This window comes from Amphritea sp. (assembly GCF_016744155.1).
GTDB lineage: Bacteria > Pseudomonadota > Gammaproteobacteria > Pseudomonadales > Balneatricaceae > Amphritea.
Genome location: NZ_JADGEW010000013.1, coordinates 18,713 through 44,325 on the forward strand (window position 1 = coordinate 18,713; position 25,613 = coordinate 44,325).

The window sequence follows — 25,613 nt, forward strand, 5'->3', positions numbered from 1 at the left end:
CTTAGTAACCCATCATTGCTGGGATATATTCAGACAGTCCAGGCCAGATCAGCACCAGTATTACCACTGGCAGATAACCGAACAAAAGCAGGATCATGGCGGGTTTGATTACCTCGGTAAATTTCACTTTACCGATCCGCGCACCCAGATAAAGGATGCTGGCATAAGGCGGCGTAACGCCTCCCATCGCCGTGGTCACGCCCATAATTGCTGCAAATTGAATCGGACTTACACCCAGCGCGCTCATCAATGGCATTAGCAACGGTGCGGTAAGAATGATCGCAGTGATATCGTTAACCACCATGCCGATGGCGAACAAAAACAGCGTTACCATAATCAGCAGAGTTGTTTTGTCCTGGGTGATCTCAAAGATAGATTCCACCAGCGCCTGGGGAATATCTTCCATAACGAAGAGCTGACTCAACATCAGACTGAAAAGAATCATGATCAGAATGGCACCCACCGCAGTGGCAGATTCCTTACCGGCTTCAAGAAACTTTTTCCAGGTGAGTCCCCTGTAGATCATGAAACCTACAGGTAGAGCATAGATAACAGCGACCGCAGCGGCTTCTGTCGGCGTCATGATTCCGCCATAGATACCGCCAAGGATAATGACTGGCATCAGCAACGCAGGAATAGCATGAACCGTATTGTTTCCCGCCAGCTTCAGGGTCTCGCTGAAAGAGACTTCCTCATCCAGCACCAGTGGAAACTTTCGCGCCATCACAAGGTTAACAATGGCAAAATTGAGCATGATCAGCAGGCCCGGACCCAAGGTCGCTAGAAAGCTTGCCAGAATAGATGTTTCTGTTACCCAACCATAGACAATCATGGTGACGCTGGGCGGGATTAACAGCCCCAGAATAGAGGAGTTAGCAATCAATGCAGTGGCATAAGCGCGGGGATACCCTTTACGTTCCATCTCTGGAATCAGCAATGGACCGATTGCCGCAATGCCCGTCAAACCACTTCCTGAGATAGCCCCGATAATTGCGCAGCTAATAGAAGCAACGACGCCCAAACCACCCCGGACGCGCCCAACAAAGATATTAACAAACTTAAGTAAGCTCGCCGCGATACCACTGACACTCATGATAGTGCCAGCAAAAACAAACAGCGGTATGGCTAGCAGTATCGGGTTAGTCAGCTGACTAAAGCCCCACAGCATCATCCCTTTAAAAGTGACTTCACCAACCAGGGCCATCACCATCAGACCTGCGCCAAAACAGTATGGCAGTGGAACCCCAAGACTCAACAGAATAACCAATACGGCAAACGCTAACAGTGCTATCTCAACCATTGTTACGATCCTCCTTCGGTGACAGCAACTGGAACTCATCAAGCTCATCCGTATGCGGATGCTCATGATCAATCAATTTATCGACTTCAGCCCCGCCTGCCAGCAAGACTCGAACATGTCTGGACAGATGCAGCAGAACATAAAGCGTCATCAGTAACAGACCGATAAACAGAGCAGATTCATAGATAAGTGTGGGCAGATAAAGGGTCGGGGTCTCTTTCGATACCCGCACCGCATATTGGAAGTAGTCCCAGGCCCAATAGGTCAGCCAGCCGGAGATAACCAGACTGATGGACTCAGAAACAACCAGCAAAATATGCCGTGCCCGTTCTGTTTTGAGGAAGATCTCGAGAACATTCGCCCGGATCTGAGTATCTTCCCGGGAGGCATTGACTGCACCGAGAATATAAAGCCATAAGGTAGGAATAACGGCTACCTCTTCAAGCCCCATAATAGGAGTCTCGAAAACATAGCGGGTTATCACCTGTACGAACTGCATACCTGCAACCGTACTGATCAATATCGCCAAAGTGTATCTAAAAAATGTCTCCATAATTATTATCTCTATGTCGGAGCTCATAATTAGTGCCTCCTGAGAAGCACCCTTGATGTGGTATTTACATGATCATAAATCGAGCAAATAATATCAAATCATGAATATTACATACTTGATAACATGGTGTTATATTATAGATCACTCAGGAGACTATCATCTATGGCTCAGTTAAGTTTCAGACAGGTCGAGGCATTTCGCGCGGTAATGATTGCCGGCACCACAACAGGCGCAGCAGAAATACTTTTCATTTCACAGCCTGCAGTGAGTCGATTATTAAGTGATTTTGAAGACTCGGTAAAGGTACCGCTGTTTGATCGGGTGAAAAAAAGATTAGTCCCTACACCGGAAGCGCTGATTCTGTTTGAAGAGGTAGAACGATCCTTCGTTGGCATAGAAAAACTGGCGCGTACTGCTGAAGAATTAAGAACATTTCATCGGGGAACGCTGCGAATAGCTTGTATGCCAGCCCTTGCTCAAGCGTTTTTACCACAGGTTTCCCGAGAGTTTATGGAACTGAATCAGGGGGTTTCGATGACCCTACAGGTACGTAGTTCTCAACAGGTCGCAGACTGGATCTCTACCCAACATTTCGATATCGGCTTTGCTGCCGTTGCAGTGACAGACCCATCCATACAAACAGAATCACTGGCACGCAGCGAAATGGTCTGCATCCTGCCCCCCGGGCACCCTCTTGAGCATAAAGAACTCATCGAGCCGCAAGATCTTAAAGATGATGTTTTTATTTCGTTGGGAACCGAGCATCGCTACAAAGTAGATGACGCTTTCGAGACCGCTGAGGTAAAAAGGAAAATGCTTTTTGATACCCAGGTATCCCATATCGCCTGTAGTTATGTACTTTCAGGCTCAGGGGTTTCACTGGTCGACCCAGTCACTGCTATTAATTTTATAAAGCAGGGCCTTGTAGTCAAACCCTTCTCTGTCTCAATACCCTTTAATTACAATCTAATCTACCCGGCAACCCGTCCCGTTTCGCAGCTGGCGCTTGATTTTTGCAAACTACTAAAAACCCGTTTAAAAGAGTTGGCTGAGGGTTCCGATAACCTATTCAAAATATTAGTAAAGAATGAATAGTAAAAGCGTCCTATGAAGAAGCCCCGGTAGCCAACATAGTAACCGGGGGCAATTCATTTTATACCGCTGCCAGTACGCCAAACGCCGCTACGGCTACACCTGCAATACGGGAGGTCATGCCCATACTGTAGCTGTCTGCGAGCTGTCCCAGTCGAGTGCCTGCCATCAGTAACACTGATGTCATGATCAGGAAGCCTGCAACATAAGCAACCGGATTTACTGCCAATGGCAGTTCAGCACCGTGAGCTAAACCGTGGAATAGTGCGAAGCCTGCGGCAAGCGCGATTCCGGTAACCAGCGTAAAACGTACCGCCAGTGCCAGCAGTACGCCTGCTGTGACCACTGACACAACGATTCCCTGCTCAACAAAAGGTACGGTCAGTCCGGCAACCGCCAATAGAGTACCAACGGCCATCGCCAGCAGAAATGCTGCAGGCACTGCTGTTCCTACCCTGCTTTTACTACGGCCCGCAGCCATAAGCCCGACCGCCAGCATCACCAGCAGATGATCTGCCCCCGACAGTGGATGCAGCATGCCCTGGAAAAAGCCGGCCACTTCATGCCCGGTATGCGCCATCGCAGAAAGCGGAGCCAGTGCACCGACAAGGGTTAACAGACGTAACTGATTGCGTTTATTCATTATGTGCTCCTGAAAGTCCTAATAATTATTAAACCACTGCCTTAACCGGTGGTAGCTGTTTAGATTCCAGCATCCCTTCGGATACGATAAATTCGAGAATATCTTCCAAACCTTCGGCCTTCTTCAGGTTGGAGAAGACAAAAGGCCGGTCGCCGCGCATGCGTTTGGCATCCACATCCATCACTTCAAGGGACGCACCGACCAAGGGTGCCAGGTCAGTCTTGTTGATAATCAACAGATCGGAGCGGGTGATGCCCGGCCCACCTTTACGGGGAATCTTATCGCCCGCAGAGACATCGATGACATAGATGGTCAGATCTGAAAGTTCTGGGCTGAAAGTGGCGCTGAGGTTATCGCCGCCACTTTCAACGAATACCACATCCAACTCACCATGACGGGCGATCAGCTGATCAATCGCCGCCAGATTCATCGAAGCATCTTCACGTATTGCCGTATGCGGACAACCACCGGTTTCCACACCAATGATGCGGTCGGCATCCAGAGCTTCGTGCTCGGTCAGAAACTTAGCGTCTTCCTTGGTATAGATATCGTTAGTGACCACGGCAATATCATAATGCTCCCGCATCGCTGAACAGAGTGAGCGTAGCAGTGCTGTTTTACCCGACCCTACCGGGCCACCTACACCGATCCGCAGTGTCTGTTTTTGCGGGCTCGTCTGGCTGTGTGTTGTTGTGCTCAAAATAACTCTCCTGAATTCTGTCGTTTCTGCCCGAAGGTCAGGAACGGAATAATCTTGAATACTGTGTTTCATGGCCTGCACTGGCGATTGCCAGCCCCTGCAAACCATTACCAATCTCATCTTCTGCAATCTGTTCTGCCCGAGTGATCGCCTGGGGCAACAGTGGTTGCAGCTCACCCAGCAGCAGCTGAGCCTGGGTCTGCCCTAGCGGCACCAGTTTAGTCGCTGCCGCAACCTGGTTTTCTAACCATGACCAGAGGAATCCCAGTACAGCGGTCGAGTAATCTATCCGCCAGTGTTGTGCAGCAATACCGAACAGAACGACAAAACTTAACTCGCCTGATGTGGGTAATGGCTGTGAAATGCCAAGACTCACCAACAACCGGTTCATCGCCTCACCCATCGCGCTATCCGTTAGCCGTAACTCACGGGTTTCGCGGCAAGCCAACGCCAGATCATTACACCGTATCAACCGCTTCTCATCGCCGGCTTCAGCCGCGGCCATCGCCAACTTCAACAGCGGCAGATCGGTCTGGGCAACTGAATAGAGCAACTGCTGTTCCAGCCACTCTGACACCTGCTGTGATTTTTTAATCCAACCGGTTTCAATGGCATGCTCTAGCCCCTGAGAGAATGCATAACCGCCTATCGGCAGGCTCACACTACTGAGCTGCATCAACCTTAAGAGAGCTGTATCAGTGGTGGTGATGGCCGCCATTACTGTAGGCTCCCGATTCCGGTACAAATACTGTTTCCTGATGGGTCAGTGTCAGACCTAACAGCTCAAGCATCTCTTCCAGCACATGATCCGGTTGCATCCGTAACCAGCACTCACCCACCTGCAGCTTCACGTGACGGTTACCTAAGTGATAGCAAGCGCGGGCAAAGGTCTGCCAATCTTCACACTCGGCATAGGTCACCGCTTCAACCGCCCCTTCAACCTGAACATATTTCCCACAGGTTGTTTTAAGGTATTCACCCACCAGCAACGGCTTACCCCGTTCCAAAAACAGGCGCACCTCTTCACCATTCTCACCGGTGAGTTTCAACCGACCCCGGTCGCGTTGCTCTTGACTCAAAACCACCGTTGTATAAACAACACCGTGACAGTGATCGCCTAAACGTTCATAAACTTCCAACATCAGATGCCCTCTCTTAAAACAAGTTATATAGCTGAGCCAGTGGTAACACTTCTGCCGGCTCACAGGTAAGTAGCTCGCCATCTGCCCGCACCTCGTAGGTCTGCGGGTCGACCGTGATATCAGGCATCCAGCTGTTGTGTACCATGTCTTTCTTGCCGATATTACGGGTGTTCGAACAGGCGACTAACCGACGATTCAGCCCCAGCTGACCACCGATATCATTGTCCAGTGCGGCCGCAGAGACAAAGGTCACCGCGGTCTTAGCCGGTGCCTGGCCGTAGGAGCCAAACATTGGGCGGTAGTGCACCGGTTGCGGCGTTGGGATAGATGCATTCGGGTCACCCATCGGCGCGGCGGCAATCATCCCTCCTTTAATAATCAGGGATGGTTTAACGCCAAAGAACGCTGGCTTCCACAACACCAGGTCCGCCAGTTTACCTGGCTCAATAGAGCCGACTTCGTGGGAGATACCGTGGGCGACAGCCGGGTTAATGGTGTATTTTGCGATGTAACGACGGGCGCGGAAATTATCACTACCCAGGGTTTCATCTTCAGGCAGCAGACCAAACTGAGTCTTCATCTTATGGGCAGTCTGCCAGGTACGGGTAATCACCTCTCCAACACGTCCCATCGCCTGAGAGTCAGACGAGATCATGCTAAAGGCACCCCGATCGTGAAAAAGGTCTTCCGCGGCAATCGTCTCTTTGCGAATCCGGGAATCGGCAAAGGCGACATCCTCGGGGATATTACTGTCCAGGTGATGACAGACCATCAGCATATCCAGATGTTCATCCACCGTATTGCGGGTATAGGGACGGGTTGGGTTGGTCGAAGATGGCAGTACATTCGGGTAGGCACAGGCGCGGATGATATCCGGTGCATGACCTCCCCCCGCCCCTTCGGTGTGATAGGTGTGGATAACCCGGTCTTTAAAGGCACCCAGGGTGTCATCAACAAATCCGGACTCGTTCAGCGTATCGGTATGAATCGCCACCTGAACATCATATTTTTCAGCTACGGACAAACAGGTATCGATAGATGCCGGCGTCGTACCCCAGTCTTCATGGAGTTTCAGACCGCAAGCGCCGGCTTCCAATTGATCTTCCAGGGGCTTAGGCAGACTCCCGTTACCTTTGCCAAGGAAGCCAAAGTTCATCGGCATAGAATCAGTAGCCTGAAGCATCTTACCGATATTCCAGGGCCCCGGAGTACAGGTAGTCGCATTGGTACCGGTTGCAGGCCCGGTACCACCGCCGATCATAGTGGTCACACCGGACATTAGCGCTTCATCTATCTGTTGTGGACAGATGAAATGGATATGCGCATCGATTCCGCCGGCGGTGAGAATACTACCCTCACCGGCTATGACTTCGGTACCCGGGCCGATAACGATATCGACATTATCCTGAGTATCCGGATTACCCGCTTTACCGACTTTAAAAATACGGCCTTCACGAATACCCACATCACCTTTAACGATCCCCCAGTGGTCCAGCACCAGCGCGTTAGTGATAACCAGATCAACACAGATATCATTACCGCACTGACTCTGGCCCTGACCATCCCGGATAACCTTACCGCCCCCAAACTTAACTTCGTCGCCATAATCAGTGAAGTCTTTCTCAACTTCGATCCAGAGTTCGGTATCACCGAGTCGCACCCGGTCACCGGTGGTAGGGCCGAACATCTGTGCATAAGCGGCACGATCTATCTTGCTCATAGGGTTTCCTCCCCGCTATCCAGCTTACCCATCACATCACCACGGAAGCCGTAGATAGTCCGACTACCCGCATATTCAACCAGCTCGACTTCGCGGCCCTGTCCCGGCTCGAAACGAATCGCCGTCCCTGAAACGATATTCAGCCGGTAACCGCGGGTTTTTGCACGGTCGAATTCCAGTGCCGGATTAACTTCATAAAAATGATAGTGAGAGCCGATCTGAACCGGGCGATCACCACGATTTTCAACCCGCAGAGAGACTGTCTTACGCCCCTCATTAAGCAGAATCTCGCCTTTTGCAGGCTGAATTTCTCCGGGAATCATAGTCATCTCCTCTCAACAGATCGGGTTATGGACGGTGACCAATTTGGTACCATCGGGAAAAGTCGCTTCTACCTGTACTTCATGAATCAGTTCGATAACCCCGGGCATTACCTGGTCTGCCGTTAATAGGGTTTTACCGAAGCCCATTAGTTCAGCGACGGTTTTCCCATCGCGGGCGCCTTCGATAATTTCCATGCTCAAATACGCCATCGCTTCAGGGTAATTCAACTTCAGCCCCCGATTGAGGCGACGTTCAGCCAGCAGAGCCGCCGTAAATACCAGTAATTTATCTTTTTCTCTTGGAAGCAGTTCCATCACTTACCTCTTCACTATGTTTAGCGCTTATCGTCTGAGCCGGTGTGTGCTGAGCGCGAAATTTCATCTGGTCTGACAGACCGTCTAGCAACCCATAGTCAAACATCAAGTTGCCCAGATACGGGGCTCACAGGCTGGCCGACCTAGCAGTTCCGGGCGAATCTCATGCCAACAACGAACAAAGAGTTTCATCGCCTGATCAGTCTGATCGCCCAGATAGCGAACAGTTAGAAACTCCCCCACCAGACTGACAGCCGCTAACGCGCCACAATCATCGGCATGCAACCGCAGCTTTTTAATCAAAGGTTCAATCGAATGTTCAGTGTTTTCATCGGCGGCGAGATCAAAGGGGCCTGCCACCATCAGTCCGGTGACAGGCTTACCACGTAACCCGGCACTGCCGTCCAGCAACGCCCGGTTACCATCATCAATCTGTAACCGCTCCCGCAACAAAATGCGCTCTCCCCGATTGATTTGCAGGGTCTGAGACAGGTTACCGCTACTGAAAGGCAGACCCCGGTTGGGCAATCCAAGGCTGGTAATTTCCCAGCCGATAAAATGTGAGTTCTCGGCCAGATGAACCCGCGTATCAAGGCGGGTGCAGGCATCGGGATAGAGGATAGTTTCCAACGGCAGCCACTCAATTGAGCTGCCGGCACTCAGATGCAGAGTATTAATTTGATGTTGCAAAGTCCGGTCGGGGCGCGCCCGGTAAACCCGTCCGGCACCGGGAGTCGTCAGTAATGCATGGCTGTCATAGCCCGTATTAACGGAGATCTCAAGACGGTCCCCGGAGACCATTCCCCCCGGAGGATGCAGCAGATAAACCTGGGCCAGATCAGGCCCCTCGGGGTAGAACGCTTTCTGGACGTAGAGCGGGCCCTTATGATCAGCCCGTTGCAACACAGAGCCTCGGGACGTGCGGCCAAACTGTAAAAACAGTTCAGCATTCCAGGCAGAGGCTTTTTTTTGCTGCGCCGGGGTGCGAGTCGGCTCTGGGGCACGCGGTATCGGCTGTGACAGGCTGGTCATCGTTTATACCGCCAGGTACTGACGAATCAGATCTTCACTGAGGTTATCCATCCGGTCGCTGGCCACGACACGGCCTCTTTCTACCAGTCGAAACTCCTCGCCTACTCGACGCGCAAAACCCAGTTTTTGTTCGACCAGAATCACGGTAAGCCCCTCCTCCTTGTTGAGCTTTAAAATGACATCTCCGATCTGTTGAACAATGTTCGGCTGAATCCCTTCGTTGGGCTCATCCAAAATCAAGACTTTCGGCTCCAGCACTAGTGCGCGACCAATCGCCAACTGCTGTTGCTGCCCACCCGACAGGTCGCCCCCACGACGCTGAAGCATCTCTTTTAAGACGGGAAACAGTTCGAAAATCTTTTCCGGTATCTCTTTTGCGCCATCCTTGCGGATGGGTAAACCTACCTTAAGATTTTCTTCAACGGTCAGCAGCGGAAAGATATCCCGCCCTTGGGGCACATAACCGATGCCAGCAGGTGCCCGAAACTCAGCTTTCTTGTTCTGCAACGGCTCACCTTCCAGCAGAATTTCGCCATTCTTGACCGGTAACAGACCCATGATGCATTTCAGCAAGGTGGTTTTACCGACCCCGTTACGCCCCATAATGCAGGTACAAGACCCCGGCTTAATATCCAGATTGAGATCCCAGAGAATCTGCGTGCCACCATAAAACTGATTAACGTTTTTAATACTGATCATGGTGCTTCTCCCAGATACACTTCAATCACATCCTGATTATTCTGTATCTCATCCATCGAGCCTTCCGCCAGAACAGCCCCCTGATGCAATACCGTCACGGTTTGGGCGATACTGCGGACGAACTCCATATCATGCTCGACCACCACCACCGTGCGTTCACCGGCCAACGAGGTCAGCAGTTCAGCGGTGCGTTCGCCTTCCTGTACCGTCATGCCCGCCACTGGCTCATCCACCAGCAGCAAACGAGGGTTAGCCATCAGCAGCATGCCTATCTCTAACCACTGTTTCTGCCCGTGGGACAGCGAACCGGCCAGCATCATCCGCTCGCCTTTCAGACCAATAGTTTCCAGCACTTCATCGATACGGTCATACTCTTCACCGTTGAGTACCGCCAGCAGCGTTGGCAATACCGACTTATTACTCTTCAGTGACAGCTCAAGGTTATCCATCACCGTGTGGGCTTCAAATACCGTCGGTTTTTGGAATTTACGCCCGATGCCCAGTTGAGCGATCTCCGCTTCGTCTTTATCCAGCAGGTTGATCGACTGACCAAAATAGACGGAACCACTATCGCACTGAGTTTTACCGGTAATCACATCCATCAGGGTGGTTTTACCCGCCCCGTTGGCGCCGATCAGGCAGCGCAGTTCACCGTCATTGATATAGAGATTCAGATCATTCAATGCCTTAAAACCATCGAAGCTAAGATTAAGCCCTTCAACATAAAGCAGTACCTGGTGGGAGATATCTACCTTCTGCTCAGGCTCCTGCAGAAACGACCAAACCTGATCACGACGCATCACATCACGGGTGCTATCTAAAATACTCATGCGTGGCCCTCCTCAGCTTTTTCATTAGGACTGTCATTTCCGCTCTGATTTTTAGACTGCTGTTGTTTCTCTTTAAGTTGCTCCTGGAGTTGCGCAAATAGCCCCATCAAACCTTTTGGCAGATAGAGAGTCACCAGTACAAACATCGCGCCCAGTGCGAACAACCAACCATCCGGCATAATCGCCGTAAATTTAGTTTTGGCGTAGTTCACCAAAATCGCGCCAATAATCGCGCCGATCAGCGTTCCCCTACCCCCCACAGCCACCCAGATAACCATCTCAATAGAGTTGATCGGTGAGAATTCTCCCGGATTAATGATGCCCACCTGGGGGACATAAAGTGCACCGGCAATACCGGCAATCATCGCCGAGTAAACAAACAACCAAACTTTGTAGTTCTCCGTTTTGTAGCCGATGAAGCGAGCCCGGCTTTCACCGTCACGCACTGCGATAATCACTTTGCCGAAGCGGGTCTGCATGATCTTCTTGCTCAATATCAGCAGCCCGCACAACAGCAACGCCGTAATGATAAAGAGCGAGACCCGGGTGCTATCCGCTTGCAGATCAAAACCCAGAATATCTTTAAAGTCAGTCAGCCCGTTGTTGCCACCGAAACCCATCTCGTTACGGAAGAAAGCCAGTAACAGTGCATAAGTCAGTGCCTGAGTCATAATCGACAGATATACACCGGTTACCCGGGAGCGAAATGCCAGCCAACCAAACACAAAGGCCAGTAAGCCCGGCACCAGCAACACCATCAGCATGGCGATCCAGAACTGATCCATGCCATGCCAGAACCAGGGCATTTCACTCCAGTTGAGGAACACCATAAAGTCTGGAAGGTCAGGGTTTCCGTAGACACCCCGATCACCGATCTGACGCATCAGGTACATGCCCATGGCGTAACCACCTAACGCAAAGAAGGCGCCGTGCCCCAGGCTAAGAATGCCGCAGTAACCCCAGATAACATCCACCGCCAGCGCCAGCATGGCGTAACAGAGGTACTTACCTAACAGGGTGATCGTATAGGTGGACACATAGAATATTGAGTCCGATGGCAGCAGCAGATTACAGGCCGATGCCAGCACCGTTACCGTCAGAAGCAGCACCACAAAAGGGGCTACCTTACTGTCACCATTGATACGTGAAAAGCTCATAAACTTGCTCATAAAGCCGCTCATTCTGCCGCCCTCCCTTTCTGCGGAAACAGCCCTTTAGGACGCTTCTGAATAAACAGAATGATAAATACCAATACCAGAATACTGGCCAGTACCGCGCCGGTAACCGGCTCGATAAACTTGTTCGCAATACCCAGAGTAAAGGCGGCGACCAACGTACCCCAAAGGTTACCCACACCGCCGAACACCACCACCATAAATGAGTCGATAATGTACGCCTGCCCCAGGTTAGGGCCCACGTTCGTCAGCTGACTCAGGGCGACACCGGCGATACCGGCAATACCCGAGCCCAGACCAAAGGTCATGGCATCCACCCGATCGGTACGGATACCCATCGCTTTAGCCATATCCCGGTTTTGAGACACGGCGCGAACATTCAGACCCAGCGAGGTTTTCTTCAACACGATTAACAGAATCATGAAGACCAACAGCGCAAAGGCGACAATATATAAACGGTTAAGGGTTAGACTGAGTAGCGGATTGATCTCAATAGAGCCGCTCATCCAGTCAGGGGTTGCCACCTGACGGTTGAGGGGAGAAAACACCGTACGCACCAGCTGCTGCAGAATCAGACTGATACCGAAGGTCGCCAACAACGTTTCCAGTGGCCGGCCATGCAGATGGCGAATCACCAGACGTTCAATCAGAATCCCGACAGTACCTGACACAATAAAGGCGGCTGGCACCGCGATCCAAAGGGAGTATTCAATCATCTCGGGCAATAACAGCTGCACCACATAGGTGGTGTAAGCACCCAGCATAATCATCTCGCCGTGGGCCATGTTGATAACCCCCATTACGCCGAAAGTAATCGCCAGGCCAATGGCCGCTAACAGTAATACCGAGCCAAGGCTCAGACCGAAAAACAGCTGATTCACAAAGCTATACTTCTCGGCCTGCTTGGCAATTTTATCTACACCTTTCTGTGCCGCTTTACGCACACTGCGGGAAGGGTCGTTCTCAGCCAGTTTCGTTAACTGGTTACGCACCGAAGGTTCAAGACTGCCCTGCAGATCTTTCACCGCCTGCAGTCGCTCAGTTGCATCGTCCGAATTATCAGCCCTGTACAGTGCCAGCGCGACATCCATCACTTCCTGAACCGAACGACTCTGTTCATCCAGGCGTGCAGTGCGAATCAATTCAATAGTATTTGCATCCAGATCAGAGAAGAGTGAACGTACCGCTTCGGCTCTTACGTCAGAATCTTTGTTACTCAGTTGAATCCGGGCGATAGCCTCACCCAGATAGCCGCGCAATCTGTTATTAACTTTGATCTTCTTCACTTGCTTCTTAGTCAGATCGGCAAGCTTTTCACCGGTAAAAAGATCGGCATAGAGAGTCGCACCTTGCGCTTTATACTTCCCCAGCAGACGGCCATCTTCTTTAACGAAATAGAGGTTGCCGCCTAACAGCGTCTTAAACAGGGGCAGCATATCCGCCCCTTCACTAGCTTCCAGCTGGTGTAAAACGGGCAATGTTTTGCTCAGCTTCACCGTTGTCAGCTCTTGCAAGAGCGGTTGCTGTGCGGCAGAAGGCAGTTCAGCCAGCGCACTGCTGCTGATCAACAAAGCCAACAGGCAGCTACAGATCTTAATAAAATAATTCACGGGGGATCTCCGTTCGGGTAAGGCAGATAAGCGCTTGCTAAAACACTTTATTCAAAGCGTTTTATGAAGAACTCTTTAGATGAATCTTGGCCTATGAGTAATGCAGGCTTCCGAATAGAAGCCTGCTTTATAAAAAGCCTAAGCAATCAAGCCTTAGAAATTTTGACCAGAACAGGTCTTAGTGACTGTGTTGTAGTTACCGCAAGAGATAGGCGCAGTCCAATCTGCAATCAGATCTTTTGAACCTGGCAGGAAGTCAGACCAAGCATCACCGGGCACAACACCTTCAGTTTCCCAAACCACTTCAAGCTGACCATCTTCCTGAATCTCACCGATCAGTACCGGCTTGCTCAGGTGGTGGTTCTTGTTCATGTAAGCCATACCACCGGTCAGGTTTTCAGCTTCCTGGCCAATCATCGCCTGCTCAACCGCATCAACTTCAGTAGAACCAGCTTTTTCAACTGCCTGAGTCCACATCTGGAAACCGATGTAAGTCGCTTCCATAGGGTCGTTAGTTACACGATCAGGGTTACCAGTGAACTCTTTCCACTTAGCGATAAAGGCGGTGTTCGCATCGCTTTCAACACTTTGAAAGTAGTTCCAGGCAGCCAGATGACCGACCAGAGGCTTAGTATCAAGACCAGACAACTCTTCCTCACCTACAGAGAAAGCAACCACTGGAATATCTTCAGCAGAGATACCCTGGTTACCCAGCTCTTTGTAGAAAGGAATGTTAGCGTCACCGTTAATCGTCGACACTACCGCCGTCTTCTTGCCTTCAGCGCCAAACTTTTTGATATCAGAAACGATAGACTGCCAGTCAGAATGACCGAAAGGTGTGTAGTTGATCATGATATCTTCAGGGGCTACACCTTTAGCGACCAGGTAAGCTTCAAGAATCTTGTTAGTGGTACGTGGGTAAACATAGTCAGTACCCGCCAGTACCCAACGCTCAACACCGATATCATTCATCAGGTAATCAACCGCAGGAACCGCCTGCTGGTTTGGCGCAGCACCGGTATAGAATACGTTTTTAGAAGACTCTTCACCCTCATACTGAACCGGGTAGAACATCAGACCGTTCAGTTCTTCAAGCACCGGCAACGCAGACTTACGTGATACGGAAGTCCAGCAGCCGAAAATAACATCAACCTCATCTTTAGTTAGCAACTCACGGGTCTTTTCCGCAAACAGAGGCCAGTTTGAAGCAGGGTCAACAACCACAGCTTCAAGCTGCTTTCCTAACAAACCACCCTTCTTGTTCTGCTCTTCAATCATCATCAGAACAGTATCTTTCAGAGTCGTTTCTGAAATCGCCATCGTGCCGGAAAGAGAGTGCAGTACACCTACTTTGATGGTATCGCCAGCCATCGCGCTAGCGCTCAGTACCGACGCACTCAACGCAAGCGCCATACCTGAAACCAGATGTTTTATCTTCATATCTATTTCCCTTCTTGAGGTTAAGTTTCAATTCTTTAGCCGGGTTGAAATAAGCCCTAGGCATTAATGAAATTCACTCAATCATTATTGGGAAATGTGCTGCACTGCGGTATGGGGTGATTGACGCATCGGTGTACGTCAAATGACGTATACGGATCGTTCGTGGCTCGTTGCGAGTTCCAACCACGAGCTATAGCTTTTCTAGCCACAGAAAAAAAGCGGCATACGATAATTACCGTATGCCGCTTAGGTTCAGCTGATCTATAAGAAGTTTATGAGCTTATAGTTTATCAGCGGCTATACCTTTAATTTTAGGCCAGTTTTTATTAGCGGCGGCTAAGTTAGCCTGGGTATTTTCGGACCAAACCTCTTGCACAACTTCGCTTTTTTGAACGTACAATTTACCATCGATCAGTTCAAACGCTTTACCATCGATAGCAAACTTTTTACCCAATGATGTGCCGTATGCACAGTAGCCGCCAAATTGTGGCGCATACTTCTCTGGGTTAGCATTGAAGGTATCGCGGTTTGCTGCTGTTGAGAAATGATAGATTGCACCGTTATGAACCGCACTGATATTTGCATCACCTTCAACCGGGGCATTCTCAGTGAAATAAGCCACAGCATCATGGCCTGCCAGTGTTACGTTGTTTTCGTCGGTTTGCACCTCTACGCCTGCAAAACTAAGGCTGCTGAAAGAGAAAGCCGCTAGCAATGCGAGTGTTTTAAGTGGCGATAAAATCGATAAGATTTTCATTGTTGTAGTCCTATTTTGCATTGTAAGTTACAGTTAGTTTTTCCTAAACAAGCACAGAGTCTTGATGTGTTATATCTTAAAGAAGCCCCTATTAATCGATAGGTTCGAATTACCGGGAATTATGTCTGATCGTCTATGAATGCAATTAATCAATTACTCGACAGCTTAAAAATAGAAGCCAATGTGCACCACAATGGCCAATATTGTGGCAATTGGGCGGTGGATACCTCAGGTTCGCGCCAAATGACGTTTCATGTGGTCTCCAGGGGCAAGTGCTTTTTTAAGTTTGACGGCGAAGCCATCGAGCTAAACGAAGGTGATGCTGTGTTTATGCCTTCTGACGCAAAGCACTGCATCACTAATTTGCTGAATAACAACCCGGCCGTTAATCAGGTCGAAGCATTACCTATGACCCATAGCGTGGAGGAAGAATCCACCGGGTTGGTATGCGGCAACTTTGCTCACCAACATCCAATATTTGAAAAGCTTGTTGCGCAGATGCCTAAGTTAATTGTCGTGCGACACAGCGACCAGGGTGCAACTCGCCGTATTATTGATTTAATTCTGGAAGAATCTCAAACATCGGGCCAACACACGAATGTATTATTAAATCGTTTAGCCGACTGCCTGTTTTATCTACTGGTAAGGGGTAGCCTTGATACCGCCACCGGCGTGTTTGCCGCGTTATCCCATCCACAATTATGTGCTGCCATGGAGCTCATCCATCAACAGAGCAGCGGCCAACGCCTCAGCTTAGATGAACTCGCCAGTGCTGCTTCGCTGTCCCGTTCTGCATTTTCCAGTTTATTCAAAGAGGTTGTTGAGCAATCGCCGATGGACTACCTGACACAATGGCGTATGACTCAAGCGTATCGCTGGCTAGCTGATGAAGGCATCACCACTCTGGATGCAGCAGTGCGCTGCGGTTATGAAAGTGAATCCTCTTTTTCAAAAGCCTTTAAGCGTGTAATGGGTGTCGGCCCCGGGTTGGTGCGTGCCAAGACTGAAGTTGTATAAGCCGAACCTCGTGATCCACTACAGGGGGAAATAATGCCAACCTGCTAAGGTTTGGTTTTCATGCTCTCTCAGAATAAAAAAATCAAACCCACGGATATAAACATCGATTAAGGATAGGCGGCTTGGAGAAGAGTAAAAATCCCGCATCAATAGCCGCCTTATGGATGGTCGGCACCCTGATTTCATTTATGGCAATGGCCATAGGAGGACGGGAATTATCAGAAGAACTCAGCACCTTTCAGATCTTATTCTTCCGGAGTGTTATCGGGTTGCTGGTGATTTGCTGTCTGTTGCACCGCAGTGGCTGGCACCAGATCCGCACCCCGGTGATATCAATACATTGCTTAAGAAACTTTGCTCATTTCGGCGGCCAGTTTGGTTGGTTTTACGGTCTGGCATTTATACCACTAGCTGAGGTCTTTGCGATTGAGTTCACAGTGCCGGTGTGGACCGCCGTACTGGCCCTGTTTATTTTGGGCGAAAGATTAACTGTCCCCCGGATAATCGCTATTGCACTGGGAATTGCAGGAATGCTAATCATTTTGCGCCCGGGGTTGGAAGTGATGAAACCCGCTTCACTGGCCGTGCTGGGAGGCGCTATATGTTATGCGGTAGCCCACACAATGACTAAAAAGTTAGCCCATATAGACAGTCCGCTTTGTATCCTGTTTTACATGACCGTTATCCAGCTGCCGTTAGGGCTAATCCCAGCACTGTATGACTGGAGAACTCCCTCCTTTGACGCCTGGCCTTGGATTGTGGTTGTTGGAGTGACCGCCATGAGTGCCCACTACTGCATAACACGCGCGATGCAGCTGATTGATGCCACGGTTGTCATACCCATGGATTTTTTGAGGTTGCCTCTGATAGCCGGAGTCGGCTTCTTGCTTTACTCAGAACCGCTGGAGTGGGCCGTTTTAATAGGCGCGTTAGTCATGTTTACGGGGAACTATATAAGCATTCGCGCTGAAAAAAAGAAGTTAACTTAAAGCGGTCACGACACAGATTTATTTTCCCGGAAACGTTCTCTAGCCTTCCCCCTCTGTGTTCTCTGTGGCCTCAGTGGTAAAGCTGCTTTTTAAACCTCATGCACCACAGAGGACACCGAGGTCACAGAGAAAAACCAAGAGTTCAAAGCCTGAATCTATAAATAGGTCAGAGTGATTGATTTAAGCCAATACCCTCTCTCCCGGCAGCTTAACGCTTTTTCGAACAAGCGACGCAGCCGCGTCGAGCTACGAATAACGAGCGACGGCTTCTTTGGGACAAATATATTTTTCCAAAAGCATTCTCTGGCCTTCCCCCTCTGTGTTCTCTGTGGCCTCAGTGGTAAAGCTGCTTTTTAAACCTCATGCACCACAGAGGACACCGAAGTCACAGAGAAAAACCAAGGGTTCAAAGCCCTTATTGATATCCCTCTGTTTTCTGATGTTTTGCAAACAAAATAGCTAAGCGGTAAAACACGCCTTATCTAACGATAAAACCAGCATGATCGCTGAACTGAAGAAAATAAACTGCAAAAACAAACAACTGTCTTACAAAGCACTTAACTTAAACGCTTACCCATAAATCTAATAAGAAGGCTTTGAGCGAGCAACAAACAAGTCACGCTCTTTGTGATGTTCGAACGACGAGCTACGGCTTTATGCACTCAGTGCTTTAAGCGCATGTTCTGGATCCGCTTCGACAATCCGCAAAAGTGATCGCGCTGCTCCCGTGGGGTGTCGACGCCCTTGCTCCCAGTTTTCTATTGTGCGTTTACTCACACCGAGAATGAATGCAAACCTTTCCTGAGAAACTCCCAGACGCTCGCGAATAGCCTTAACTTCAGGGTCAGGAAAATCAAAGGTCCGAGATGCTTTTTTATTTTCTTTTACAATCTCATCCATCTGCTGAACGCTTTCTAAAAGCTCATCAAACATTTCATTATTCATTGTTGCCACCTTTCAACTATGGCTTTCAATTGTGCCACTTGTGCTTTAGTTAAGTTGTCTTGCTTGCCCTTAGGATATACATACAACATGCGAATATGATGGTCATCAACTACCCAATAGTAGATTACGCGTATACCACCACTTTTCCCCGTCCCTTGTACACTCCAGCGGATTTTCCGAAGCCCGCCGGATTCTTTTATCAGATCCCCTGAAGCTGGACGACTTATAAGCACTTCCTGGAGGTTTTTATATTCGTCATCACTCAGCATCTCTTTAATGAGCTTTGTGAATACAGCGGTTTCTACAATAACCATTTATTCTCCATTTATTATACGCCAATGGCGTACCACTATCCATGCTCGAAAGTCGACAGGGTAAGAGTCATTGATTTAATCGTAAACAAGCGTATAGACATGCCTGGCAATACTTACAAAAGGCATAGTAGAGATGAGACAGTAAAGTAAAAGTTGTGAACATCGCGATCTCCCTTAAGACAAAAACGAGAATGCCCAATGCACCCTTAGCAGGGTGTCGTAGCGCACCAACGTTTCTTACAAATCCCTTTGTTTCTAATGTTTTGCACTGAACTGCAAAACACGCCTTATCTAACGATAAACCAGCATAACTGCTGGGATTGAAAAATAAAACTATATACAAACAACCCTCTTACAAAGCATTTAACTTAAACGCTTGCCGTTAAATGTATTAAGAAAGTTCTTGCGAGCAACGGGCAAGTCATGTTTTTTTTTGTGACGTTCGAACTACGAGCTACGGCTTTTAAAAACTAACCCGCCTCAACCCGATTACGCCCCTGCTCCTTCGCGCGATAAAGCGCTTTATCAACACGGGCGATAACCGCATCTGCTTTTTCAGTATCTTCATGAACCACGACACCTAAGCTGGCATTGAGCTGCTGTTTTTCAGGAAATTCGTATTCCTCAACTCGCTTTCTTAGTTGCTCCGCCAGTTTCTTACCACCCTGCAGATCGGTATCAGGGCAGATGATGAGAAACTCTTCGCCGCCCCAGCGCCCGACAATATCAGTTTCACGAATAGCACTGGCTATCAAAGAAGAGAACGCTTTTAGTACTTCATCACCAACAAGATGACCAAAGCGGTCATTCACTAGTTTGAAGTTGTCGATATCTAACAAGATAATGGAAAAGTCATTTTTCGTGCGTTTAGATCGTTTGATGGCATAAGACAGATCTTCATCCAGCTTAAGGCGATTGTAAATTCCCGTGAGAGCGTCAGTGATCGACTGCCGCTTGAACATCTTATTCTGTTCTTCAAGTTGCGCCTTCACATCATTTAAATCTTTAAGCGTATCGAGAATTTTCCTGTTCGCTTTGGCTAGATAACGGTTCCAATACAGCGAGACAACCAGCACTGTTCCTAGTATCAATAAAGTCAGCCATAGCAAAGTATAGTCTGTGACCTTCTCAATCGTAATGGCTATCCATTTATCACGAATGCTTTGCCCTTCTTTCGGATCGAGATGCAGAACCGCCTTTTCAAACGCGCTACCCAGTAACGGCTCATCATTACGCGTGGCAACCGATAACTCATATCGAAGGGGTAAGCTGCCGGTAACCGCCAGTTTATTCAGATTAAGAGACTGTATGGCAAAAGCTACGGCACCTTGTGCGCCGATATAGCCAAAGACCTCACCTTCATACACAAGCTCCATCGCCTGGATATTATTTTTGACTTCGACCAGCACAACACTGGGGTAACGCTGCCTGAGTTTATCGATCGCGATATCACCTTTTATCACCGCAAACTGAGTCCCTGCGCCCTCTAGGCTCTCCTCAACAAAAATCCGGTCATAACGGGTAACAACCGCTAAAGGCAGATAAAAATAGGGAGTCGTAAAATCCAGAAATGATTTACGTTTTTCACTGGCATTAATCTGAGAAACCACATCACATTCGCGACTCTTTGCCTTACTGATCAGGTCATTCCAGTCCTGAACTTCAGGCACAACCATCTCGACAGCCAGCATGCGTGAAAAAATATCAAAGTAATCTTTCGATAGCCCAGCATGTTGCCTGTCTCCATCCACCCCATCAAAAGGTAGGCGATCTGGGTCAACACAAACACGTAGCACTTTCTTAGTTTTTAAGTAGTCTCGTTCGGCCTGGGTCAGCCCAATATCATCAGTAGTCTGGGCAGCAGTCGCGTTCATGGCTAATAAGAACACGCCCGCAAATAAGGTAATGAAAAGCCCTTTAGCGGCTTTCCTTGGGCGAATGTTTATGTACAAAACTGTTCCTTTGACCTGTATTCCAGGTCCTAGTTTGTAAATTAGCATTAGAGGAGTGTAACAATTATCGTTTAGTTTTTTTGAGCTTTGAACCTCATTCTAGGCAGTAGATAGAAACCATTGAGTAGAACCACGATTTCCCTACAACGCATTTAACTTAAACGCTTATCATTAGGCTTTGAGCGAGCCGCGAGCAAGTCACGCTCTTTGTGACGTTCGAACTACGAGCTACGGCTTTATATACTCAGTGCTTTAAGCGCATGTTCTGGCTTCTTTGGGACAGATCTATTTTCCCAAAAACATTCTCTGGTCTTCCCCCTCTGTGTTCTCTGTGGCCTCAGTGGTAAAACTGCTTTTTAAACATCATGCACCACAGAGGACACCGAGGTCACAGAGAAAAACCAAGGATTCAAAGCCTGAATAAATAAGTCAGAGTAATTGATGTAAGCCAACACTTTTCTCCCGGCAACTTTAACGCTTTTTCAAGCAAGCGACGCAGTCGCATCAAGCTACGAACAACAAGCTACGGCTGTTTATTCGTGACTGGCAATCAGCCTTAACGCCACCCCCGCCGCCGCGGTTCGGTTCTCTACAGAAAGTTTAGGGAAGATCTGTTCCAGGTGTTTATTGATTGTCCGCGGGCTGATTTCCAGAATCTCGGCGATCTCTCGGTTGGTTTTACCGTTCGCCAGCCAGAACAGCACTTCGGCTTCCCGTTCGGTCAGGTCCAGTTCCTGTTTTAACAGTTCAGCACCGGTGGGCTTTTTGCCATCGATAAGCTGCATCAAGACTTCACCGTTGCTCTGATAGCCGATGAGTTTAAGTGTCAGTGGGTATTGCAGATCTCGCACCAACATCCGGTCTTGTTCAGCGGGGGTATGAGCCAGCCAGCTACGGATCTGGGGTAACAGGCACTCAGCCTGAATCTGCTCAGTCACCTCAGCTCGGGTGAGTAGAGAGTAGGCTCTCGGCGTCGCCCAGCGAATCTGCCCCTCTCCTACCGTCAGCAGATGCTGACCTGTACTGTCTAAAGCGCTGTGAACACTGCTGGTTTGGCGGGCATTACTCAGATGAACACGGATGCGGGCCAGTAACTCATTTGGGCTGATCGGCTTCGTCAGGTAATCTACACCGCCGGAATCCAGCCCCCGGACAATATCGTCGGTATCGGTCAGGCCGGTCATAAAGACGACCGGAATGGTCGCCAGGTCTGGGTCGGCTTTAAGCTGTTTACAGGTTTCAAAGCCATCCATCACCGGCATGACCGCATCCATCAGAATAATATCGGGTCGGATTCGCTTACAGATCGTCAACGCCTGACGCCCCTCAAGTGCCACCAGAATATCCAGCCCGGCACCTTCCAGCACATCGTTAATCAAACTCAGTGCATTAGGCGAATCATCCACCACCAGCACCACATCATTTCGCACCGATCCTTTCTCTCTCATATTCATAGGTTCTCACTCATTAGCCCTGAGCCTCCAGATAGGTCACAAGCTTATCAAACAGGAAGTTTTCACTGAGCTCTCGCAGATGAGCCAACGCCCCTGTGGATAGTATTTCCAGCCCTTCAATCTCTTTCAGACACTGCATCACGCCTTTGCGATAACCCAGTTCGGCGCAGTTTTTTAGCTCAAGTATCAGCGGATGGTCCGGCTGGCTGATCGCCATGTCCTCTTTAAGAAACACTTCAACCGCATCCTCAGCTATCTTGTCAGTCCGGCGTTCACCCGATGCCAGCTTGTCTGGCACAATCGCTTTCAGCGGTTCCGACTCGCCCCGGTAGATCCACTTCAGTTCCAAATACTTGCCTAAGGTTTCCAGCAGATGATGGTTAGCCACCGGCTTCACCAGATAGTCATCGTAACTATCGTGCCCCTCATCTTTAGCCGACAGCTCACGGGCATCGGCCGACAACATCACAATCTTGCCGGGTACTTTGCGCTGACGAAGAATACTCGCCAACTGCAAACCGGACATGCCCGGCATGGAGATATCCAGCAGGAACAGATCTGGTTCCGTCTTTTGCAACAAAACTAAACAGCTATCCGCATCCGGGGCTTCCATAATATTGAACCCAAGCGGCATCAGAATATCAGCCAACAAGCCACGCAATACCGGGTCATCATCCACCAGGCAGAGCGTCCGCTTATAGCCTTCGTAACCGATGATGCGACGTTCTTGCAACAGCGGAGTTAACTCTTCGCTACTCACCCAGGGCAGCATCATCGAGACCTTGAAACAACTCCCCTGCCCCGGCTTACTCTCAACCTGCAGGTCGCCCCCCATAATCTCGGTCAGCAGTTTAACAATGGTCAGCCCCAGGCCTGTGCCCGGAAGGTGGGCAGTGTCTCGGTTACGAATTCGTTCAAAGGGCGCAAAGATCCGCTGCATCTGATACTCATCGATACCCGGGCCGGTGTCCCGGATGGCAAACTCCGCCACCTGATTCCGATAATGAATGTCAAAATCAACCCGGCCACTCGGGGTATATTTGATCGCGTTGGAAAGTAGATTAATCAGAATCTGCCGCAAGCGCTTCTCATCGGTGACGATACGTTGCGGCAAAGGGTTGGCGATGTGACAGTTAAATTCAATGCCTTTCTGTAACGCCTGCATACGGAACATCTCTGCCAGCTGTTCGATCAACTCCGGCAGGTTTACCTGATTACGATAGAGATCTAAGCGCCCCGCTTCGATCTTAGAGATATCCAGCAAACCCTCGATCAAGTCCGTTAGATAAAGACCACTGCGATGGATAATATCCAGGCCCCGCTGTTCATCTTCCTGTAACTCTGTACGTTCACGCAACAACTGTGCATAACCCAGTATCGATTGCAGCGGCGTACGCAATTCATGACTAATACCCGACAGATAGCGACTTTTAGCAGCATTAGCCCGCTCAGCCAACTCTTTTGCCTGCTGCAATTCAAGGTCGGTTTTCTCGTGGGCATCGATCTCTCGAGTCAGCTTCATGGTCTGCCGGTTGGATTCCTGCTGGGCCACTACCCGACTTTCATGAGTCAGCAAAAACAGCCAGGTCACTACCCCAGAGGCGATAAACAGGGTGAAAAACAGTGTCCAGATTGTTTGTAACACCAGCGCCGTTTCCTCCGGGGTTTCCGGTGCTAATTGACGGAATATCACCGCCAGTAAGGCACCCAACACCAGATTCACCACCAGCAACAAGGCCACGAATTTTCCCAAACGGGAACTGACCAGTTTCACCGCCCGCCGAGGTAGAAGCAGATGAAGCATCTCCATTACCTGTCGGGAAAGCCGCGCCTTAGGTTTGCAGTTATCCAGACAGCGCACATCCAGCGAACAACAGAGGGAGCAGATCGGCAGATCATAGGCGGGACAATAGCTCATATCCTCCCGCTCAAAATCATTCTCACAGATACCACAGGTGACGATACTGACACCGCCGGTGTGGCCAGTAACCGGCACCAGACGAATATACCGGTTCAAGTCTTCGTTGGTACGGGCAATATAGTAACGCCCACCGGTCAGCCAGGCGATCAGCGGCACACAAACAAAACAGCTCGTCAGGCTAACAAAATGACAAAGATTGCGGGCTTCTTCGCCAAACAGGCCCAGATAACTCAACATTCCCAGTGTCGTTGAGATCACCATCGACCCCATACCGACCGGGTTGATGTCATACAGATGGCCCCGTTTAAACTCGATGCCGGGCGGGCTCAGCCCCAGCGGCTTATTGATCAACAGGTCCGCCGACAATGACGCCAGCCAACTGATCGCAATAATGGCGAATATGCCCAGAATCGCTTCCAATGCCTGATAGATGCCCAGTTCCATCAGTATCAGGGCGATGGTCACATTAAACACCAGCCAGACCACCCGCCCCGGGTGGCTGTGGGTCAGTCGGGAAAAGAAGTTCGACCAGGCGATTGATCCAGCATAGGCGTTGGTGACATTGATCTTCATCTGACAGACCACCACCATCAATGCCGCCAACAACAGTGCGATCTCGGGTGAACCGGTCATCAGCTGAAACACCCGCTGATACATATAGGTGGGATCTGATGCTTCCTGAACACTCATTCCCTGGGTGATTGCCAGATAGGCGAGAAAGGAACCCAAGAGCATTTTGATCATCCCGGTAAACACCCAACCAGGGCCGGCCATAATCAGCCAGAACCACCACTGACGCTTATTCTCTTCGGTTTTCTCCGGCATAAATCGCAGATAATCCACCTGCTCGCCTATCTGTGCAAACAGCGCAAAGAACACCGATACCGCGGCGCCAAACATAATGATGTCAAACTCACCGCTGGCGGTTGCAGCCATACCCGGGCTAAACTCAGTCCAGCCCTGCAAACTATCAAATTCGTACCAGAGCACCACCACTATTGCCGCCAGTTGCAACGCCACCCAGAGATTATGTGTCCCCACCTGGAACCGGCTAATCGCCGTTATACCGTGGGTAACGATAGGGATAACCGCCACGGCACAAAGCAGATAACCCACCGCCAGTGGAATACCAAACAACGCTTTCAGCGCAGAGGCCAAAATCGCCGCCTCAATGGCAAAGAAGATAAAGGTGAACGAGGCGTAAATCAGAGACGTCAGCGTAGAACCCAGATAACCAAACCCCGCGCCCCGGGTCAGCAGGTCGATATCCAACCCGTGTTTGGCAGAGTAGTAAGCGATAGGAAACCCGGTGATAAACAACACCACACAGACCGCCAGCATCGCAATCACAGTATTCGTAAAGCCATAACTCAGGGTGACCGCTGCTGCCAACCCCTCAAGTGCCAGAAATGAAGCCGCCCCCAGCGCGGTTTTACCCACCCGGGAGATACTCATATGACGCCCTTTACGCGCGGTGAAACGAAGCGCGTAATCCTCCAGCGTCTGATCAGCAACCCACTTATTATAATGGCGTCGCACTTTAAGGATTTTCTGGAAAGCTGGCATAAACTCCTGACTTCATCCTTTAAAACAATTACATCTAATCGCACAAATTTAGTGCGAATAAATCCCGGCAGTGCACATCTGCGCACCACAACAGAGCCTATATAACTGTTTTTCCGTAAACCGG

At 49.7% G+C, this 25,613-nt stretch carries 24 protein-coding genes; 3 read left to right on the top strand and 21 right to left on the bottom strand.

What is annotated here, in order from left to right; translation table 11 throughout:
• Position 1: 1 nt before the first annotated feature.
• Together QZZ54_RS11340 and QZZ54_RS11345 are read right to left on the bottom strand one after the other, a co-directional pair.
• Positions 2-1,300, bottom strand: coding sequence for a TRAP transporter large permease (locus QZZ54_RS11340; RefSeq protein ID WP_290702799.1), 1,299 nt, complete (start codon positions 1,298-1,300; stop codon positions 2-4).
• Positions 1,293-1,880 carry a TRAP transporter small permease subunit gene (locus QZZ54_RS11345; RefSeq protein ID WP_290702800.1) on the bottom strand — a complete coding sequence of 196 codons (588 nt, stop codon included), beginning with the start codon at positions 1,878-1,880 and terminating at the stop codon, positions 1,293-1,295. The genes QZZ54_RS11340 and QZZ54_RS11345 overlap by 8 nt, the downstream gene beginning before the upstream one ends.
• A gap of 135 nt (positions 1,881-2,015) precedes the next feature.
• On the opposite strand from QZZ54_RS11345, the gene QZZ54_RS11350 reads away from it, so the two are divergent.
• Positions 2,016-2,948, top strand: a complete 933-nt coding sequence (locus tag QZZ54_RS11350) for a LysR family transcriptional regulator (RefSeq protein WP_290702801.1) — start codon at positions 2,016-2,018, stop codon at positions 2,946-2,948.
• 58 nt (positions 2,949-3,006) lie between these two features.
• On the opposite strand, the gene QZZ54_RS11355 is transcribed toward QZZ54_RS11350, so the two are convergent.
• The 14 genes from QZZ54_RS11355 to QZZ54_RS11420 all read right to left on the bottom strand — a co-directional run bounded on the left by QZZ54_RS11355 (position 3,007) and on the right by QZZ54_RS11420 (position 15,331).
• Complete coding sequence (locus QZZ54_RS11355; RefSeq protein ID WP_290702802.1) at positions 3,007-3,588, bottom strand: HupE/UreJ family protein; 582 nt, start codon at positions 3,586-3,588, stop codon at positions 3,007-3,009.
• Positions 3,589-3,616: 28 nt separating this feature from the next.
• On the bottom strand, positions 3,617-4,288 hold the full coding sequence (gene ureG, locus QZZ54_RS11360) for an urease accessory protein UreG (protein ID WP_290702803.1): 672 nt from the start codon (positions 4,286-4,288) through the stop codon (positions 3,617-3,619).
• 37 nt (positions 4,289-4,325) lie between these two features.
• Positions 4,326-5,006, bottom strand: coding sequence for an urease accessory UreF family protein (locus tag QZZ54_RS11365; protein ID WP_290702804.1), 681 nt, complete (start codon positions 5,004-5,006; stop codon positions 4,326-4,328).
• Entirely contained in the window at positions 4,984-5,430 is a 447-nt protein-coding gene (locus QZZ54_RS11370) for an urease accessory protein UreE (RefSeq protein WP_290702805.1), read from the bottom strand. Before QZZ54_RS11370 ends, QZZ54_RS11365 begins: the two co-directional genes overlap by 23 nt.
• Before the next feature lie 13 nt (positions 5,431-5,443).
• Positions 5,444-7,150 carry an urease subunit alpha gene (gene ureC, locus QZZ54_RS11375; protein WP_290702806.1) on the bottom strand — a complete coding sequence of 569 codons (1,707 nt, stop codon included), beginning with the start codon at positions 7,148-7,150 and terminating at the stop codon, positions 5,444-5,446.
• Complete coding sequence (locus QZZ54_RS11380) at positions 7,147-7,473, bottom strand: urease subunit beta (protein ID WP_290702807.1); 327 nt, start codon at positions 7,471-7,473, stop codon at positions 7,147-7,149. Before QZZ54_RS11380 ends, ureC begins: the two co-directional genes overlap by 4 nt.
• A gap of 12 nt (positions 7,474-7,485) precedes the next feature.
• Entirely contained in the window at positions 7,486-7,788 is a 303-nt protein-coding gene (locus QZZ54_RS11385) for an urease subunit gamma (RefSeq protein ID WP_019620281.1), read from the bottom strand.
• Between the two features lie 105 nt (positions 7,789-7,893).
• A complete protein-coding gene (locus tag QZZ54_RS11390) occupies positions 7,894-8,820 on the bottom strand; it encodes an urease accessory protein UreD (RefSeq protein ID WP_290702808.1) in 927 nt (308 codons plus the stop codon).
• A 3-nt stretch (positions 8,821-8,823) separates the two neighbouring features.
• Entirely contained in the window at positions 8,824-9,519 is a 696-nt protein-coding gene (gene urtE / locus QZZ54_RS11395) for an urea ABC transporter ATP-binding subunit UrtE (RefSeq protein ID WP_290702809.1), read from the bottom strand.
• On the bottom strand, positions 9,516-10,349 hold the full coding sequence (urtD, locus tag QZZ54_RS11400; protein ID WP_290702810.1) for an urea ABC transporter ATP-binding protein UrtD: 834 nt from the start codon (positions 10,347-10,349) through the stop codon (positions 9,516-9,518). The genes urtE and urtD overlap by 4 nt, the downstream gene beginning before the upstream one ends.
• The gene (urtC, locus tag QZZ54_RS11405; protein WP_290702811.1) at positions 10,346-11,518 is read right to left on the bottom strand and encodes an urea ABC transporter permease subunit UrtC; all 1,173 of its coding nucleotides are present in this window, start codon (positions 11,516-11,518) and stop codon (positions 10,346-10,348) included. The genes urtD and urtC overlap by 4 nt, the downstream gene beginning before the upstream one ends.
• Before the next feature lie 8 nt (positions 11,519-11,526).
• A complete protein-coding gene (gene urtB / locus QZZ54_RS11410) occupies positions 11,527-13,134 on the bottom strand; it encodes an urea ABC transporter permease subunit UrtB (RefSeq protein WP_290702812.1) in 1,608 nt (535 codons plus the stop codon).
• A gap of 153 nt (positions 13,135-13,287) precedes the next feature.
• Positions 13,288-14,574 carry an urea ABC transporter substrate-binding protein gene (urtA, locus tag QZZ54_RS11415; protein WP_290702813.1) on the bottom strand — a complete coding sequence of 429 codons (1,287 nt, stop codon included), beginning with the start codon at positions 14,572-14,574 and terminating at the stop codon, positions 13,288-13,290.
• Between the two features lie 280 nt (positions 14,575-14,854).
• Positions 14,855-15,331, bottom strand: coding sequence for a YHS domain-containing (seleno)protein (locus tag QZZ54_RS11420; RefSeq protein WP_290702814.1), 477 nt, complete (start codon positions 15,329-15,331; stop codon positions 14,855-14,857).
• A 135-nt stretch (positions 15,332-15,466) separates the two neighbouring features.
• Between QZZ54_RS11420 and QZZ54_RS11425 the strand changes: the two genes are divergently transcribed.
• Complete coding sequence (locus QZZ54_RS11425) at positions 15,467-16,348, top strand: AraC family transcriptional regulator (RefSeq protein WP_290702815.1); 882 nt, start codon at positions 15,467-15,469, stop codon at positions 16,346-16,348.
• A gap of 122 nt (positions 16,349-16,470) precedes the next feature.
• Entirely contained in the window at positions 16,471-17,337 is an 867-nt protein-coding gene (locus tag QZZ54_RS11430) for a DMT family transporter (protein ID WP_290702816.1), read from the top strand.
• Positions 17,338-17,991: 654 nt separating this feature from the next.
• Here QZZ54_RS11430 and nadS read toward each other — a convergent pair.
• From nadS to QZZ54_RS11455, 5 genes are all read right to left on the bottom strand, one after another.
• Complete coding sequence (nadS, locus tag QZZ54_RS11435; protein ID WP_290702817.1) at positions 17,992-18,282, bottom strand: NadS family protein; 291 nt, start codon at positions 18,280-18,282, stop codon at positions 17,992-17,994.
• Positions 18,279-18,596 (bottom strand): type II toxin-antitoxin system RelE/ParE family toxin, encoded by a 318-nt coding sequence (locus QZZ54_RS11440; protein ID WP_290702818.1) that lies wholly within the window; start codon positions 18,594-18,596, stop codon positions 18,279-18,281. Before QZZ54_RS11440 ends, nadS begins: the two co-directional genes overlap by 4 nt.
• Before the next feature lie 470 nt (positions 18,597-19,066).
• On the bottom strand, positions 19,067-20,548 hold the full coding sequence (locus QZZ54_RS11445) for a GGDEF domain-containing protein (RefSeq protein WP_290702819.1): 1,482 nt from the start codon (positions 20,546-20,548) through the stop codon (positions 19,067-19,069).
• Positions 20,549-21,081: 533 nt separating this feature from the next.
• Positions 21,082-22,002, bottom strand: coding sequence for a DNA-binding response regulator (locus QZZ54_RS11450; RefSeq protein WP_290702820.1), 921 nt, complete (start codon positions 22,000-22,002; stop codon positions 21,082-21,084).
• A gap of 13 nt (positions 22,003-22,015) precedes the next feature.
• The gene (locus QZZ54_RS11455; RefSeq protein WP_290702821.1) at positions 22,016-25,489 is read right to left on the bottom strand and encodes an ATP-binding protein; all 3,474 of its coding nucleotides are present in this window, start codon (positions 25,487-25,489) and stop codon (positions 22,016-22,018) included.
• Positions 25,490-25,613: the final 124 nt, after the last annotated feature.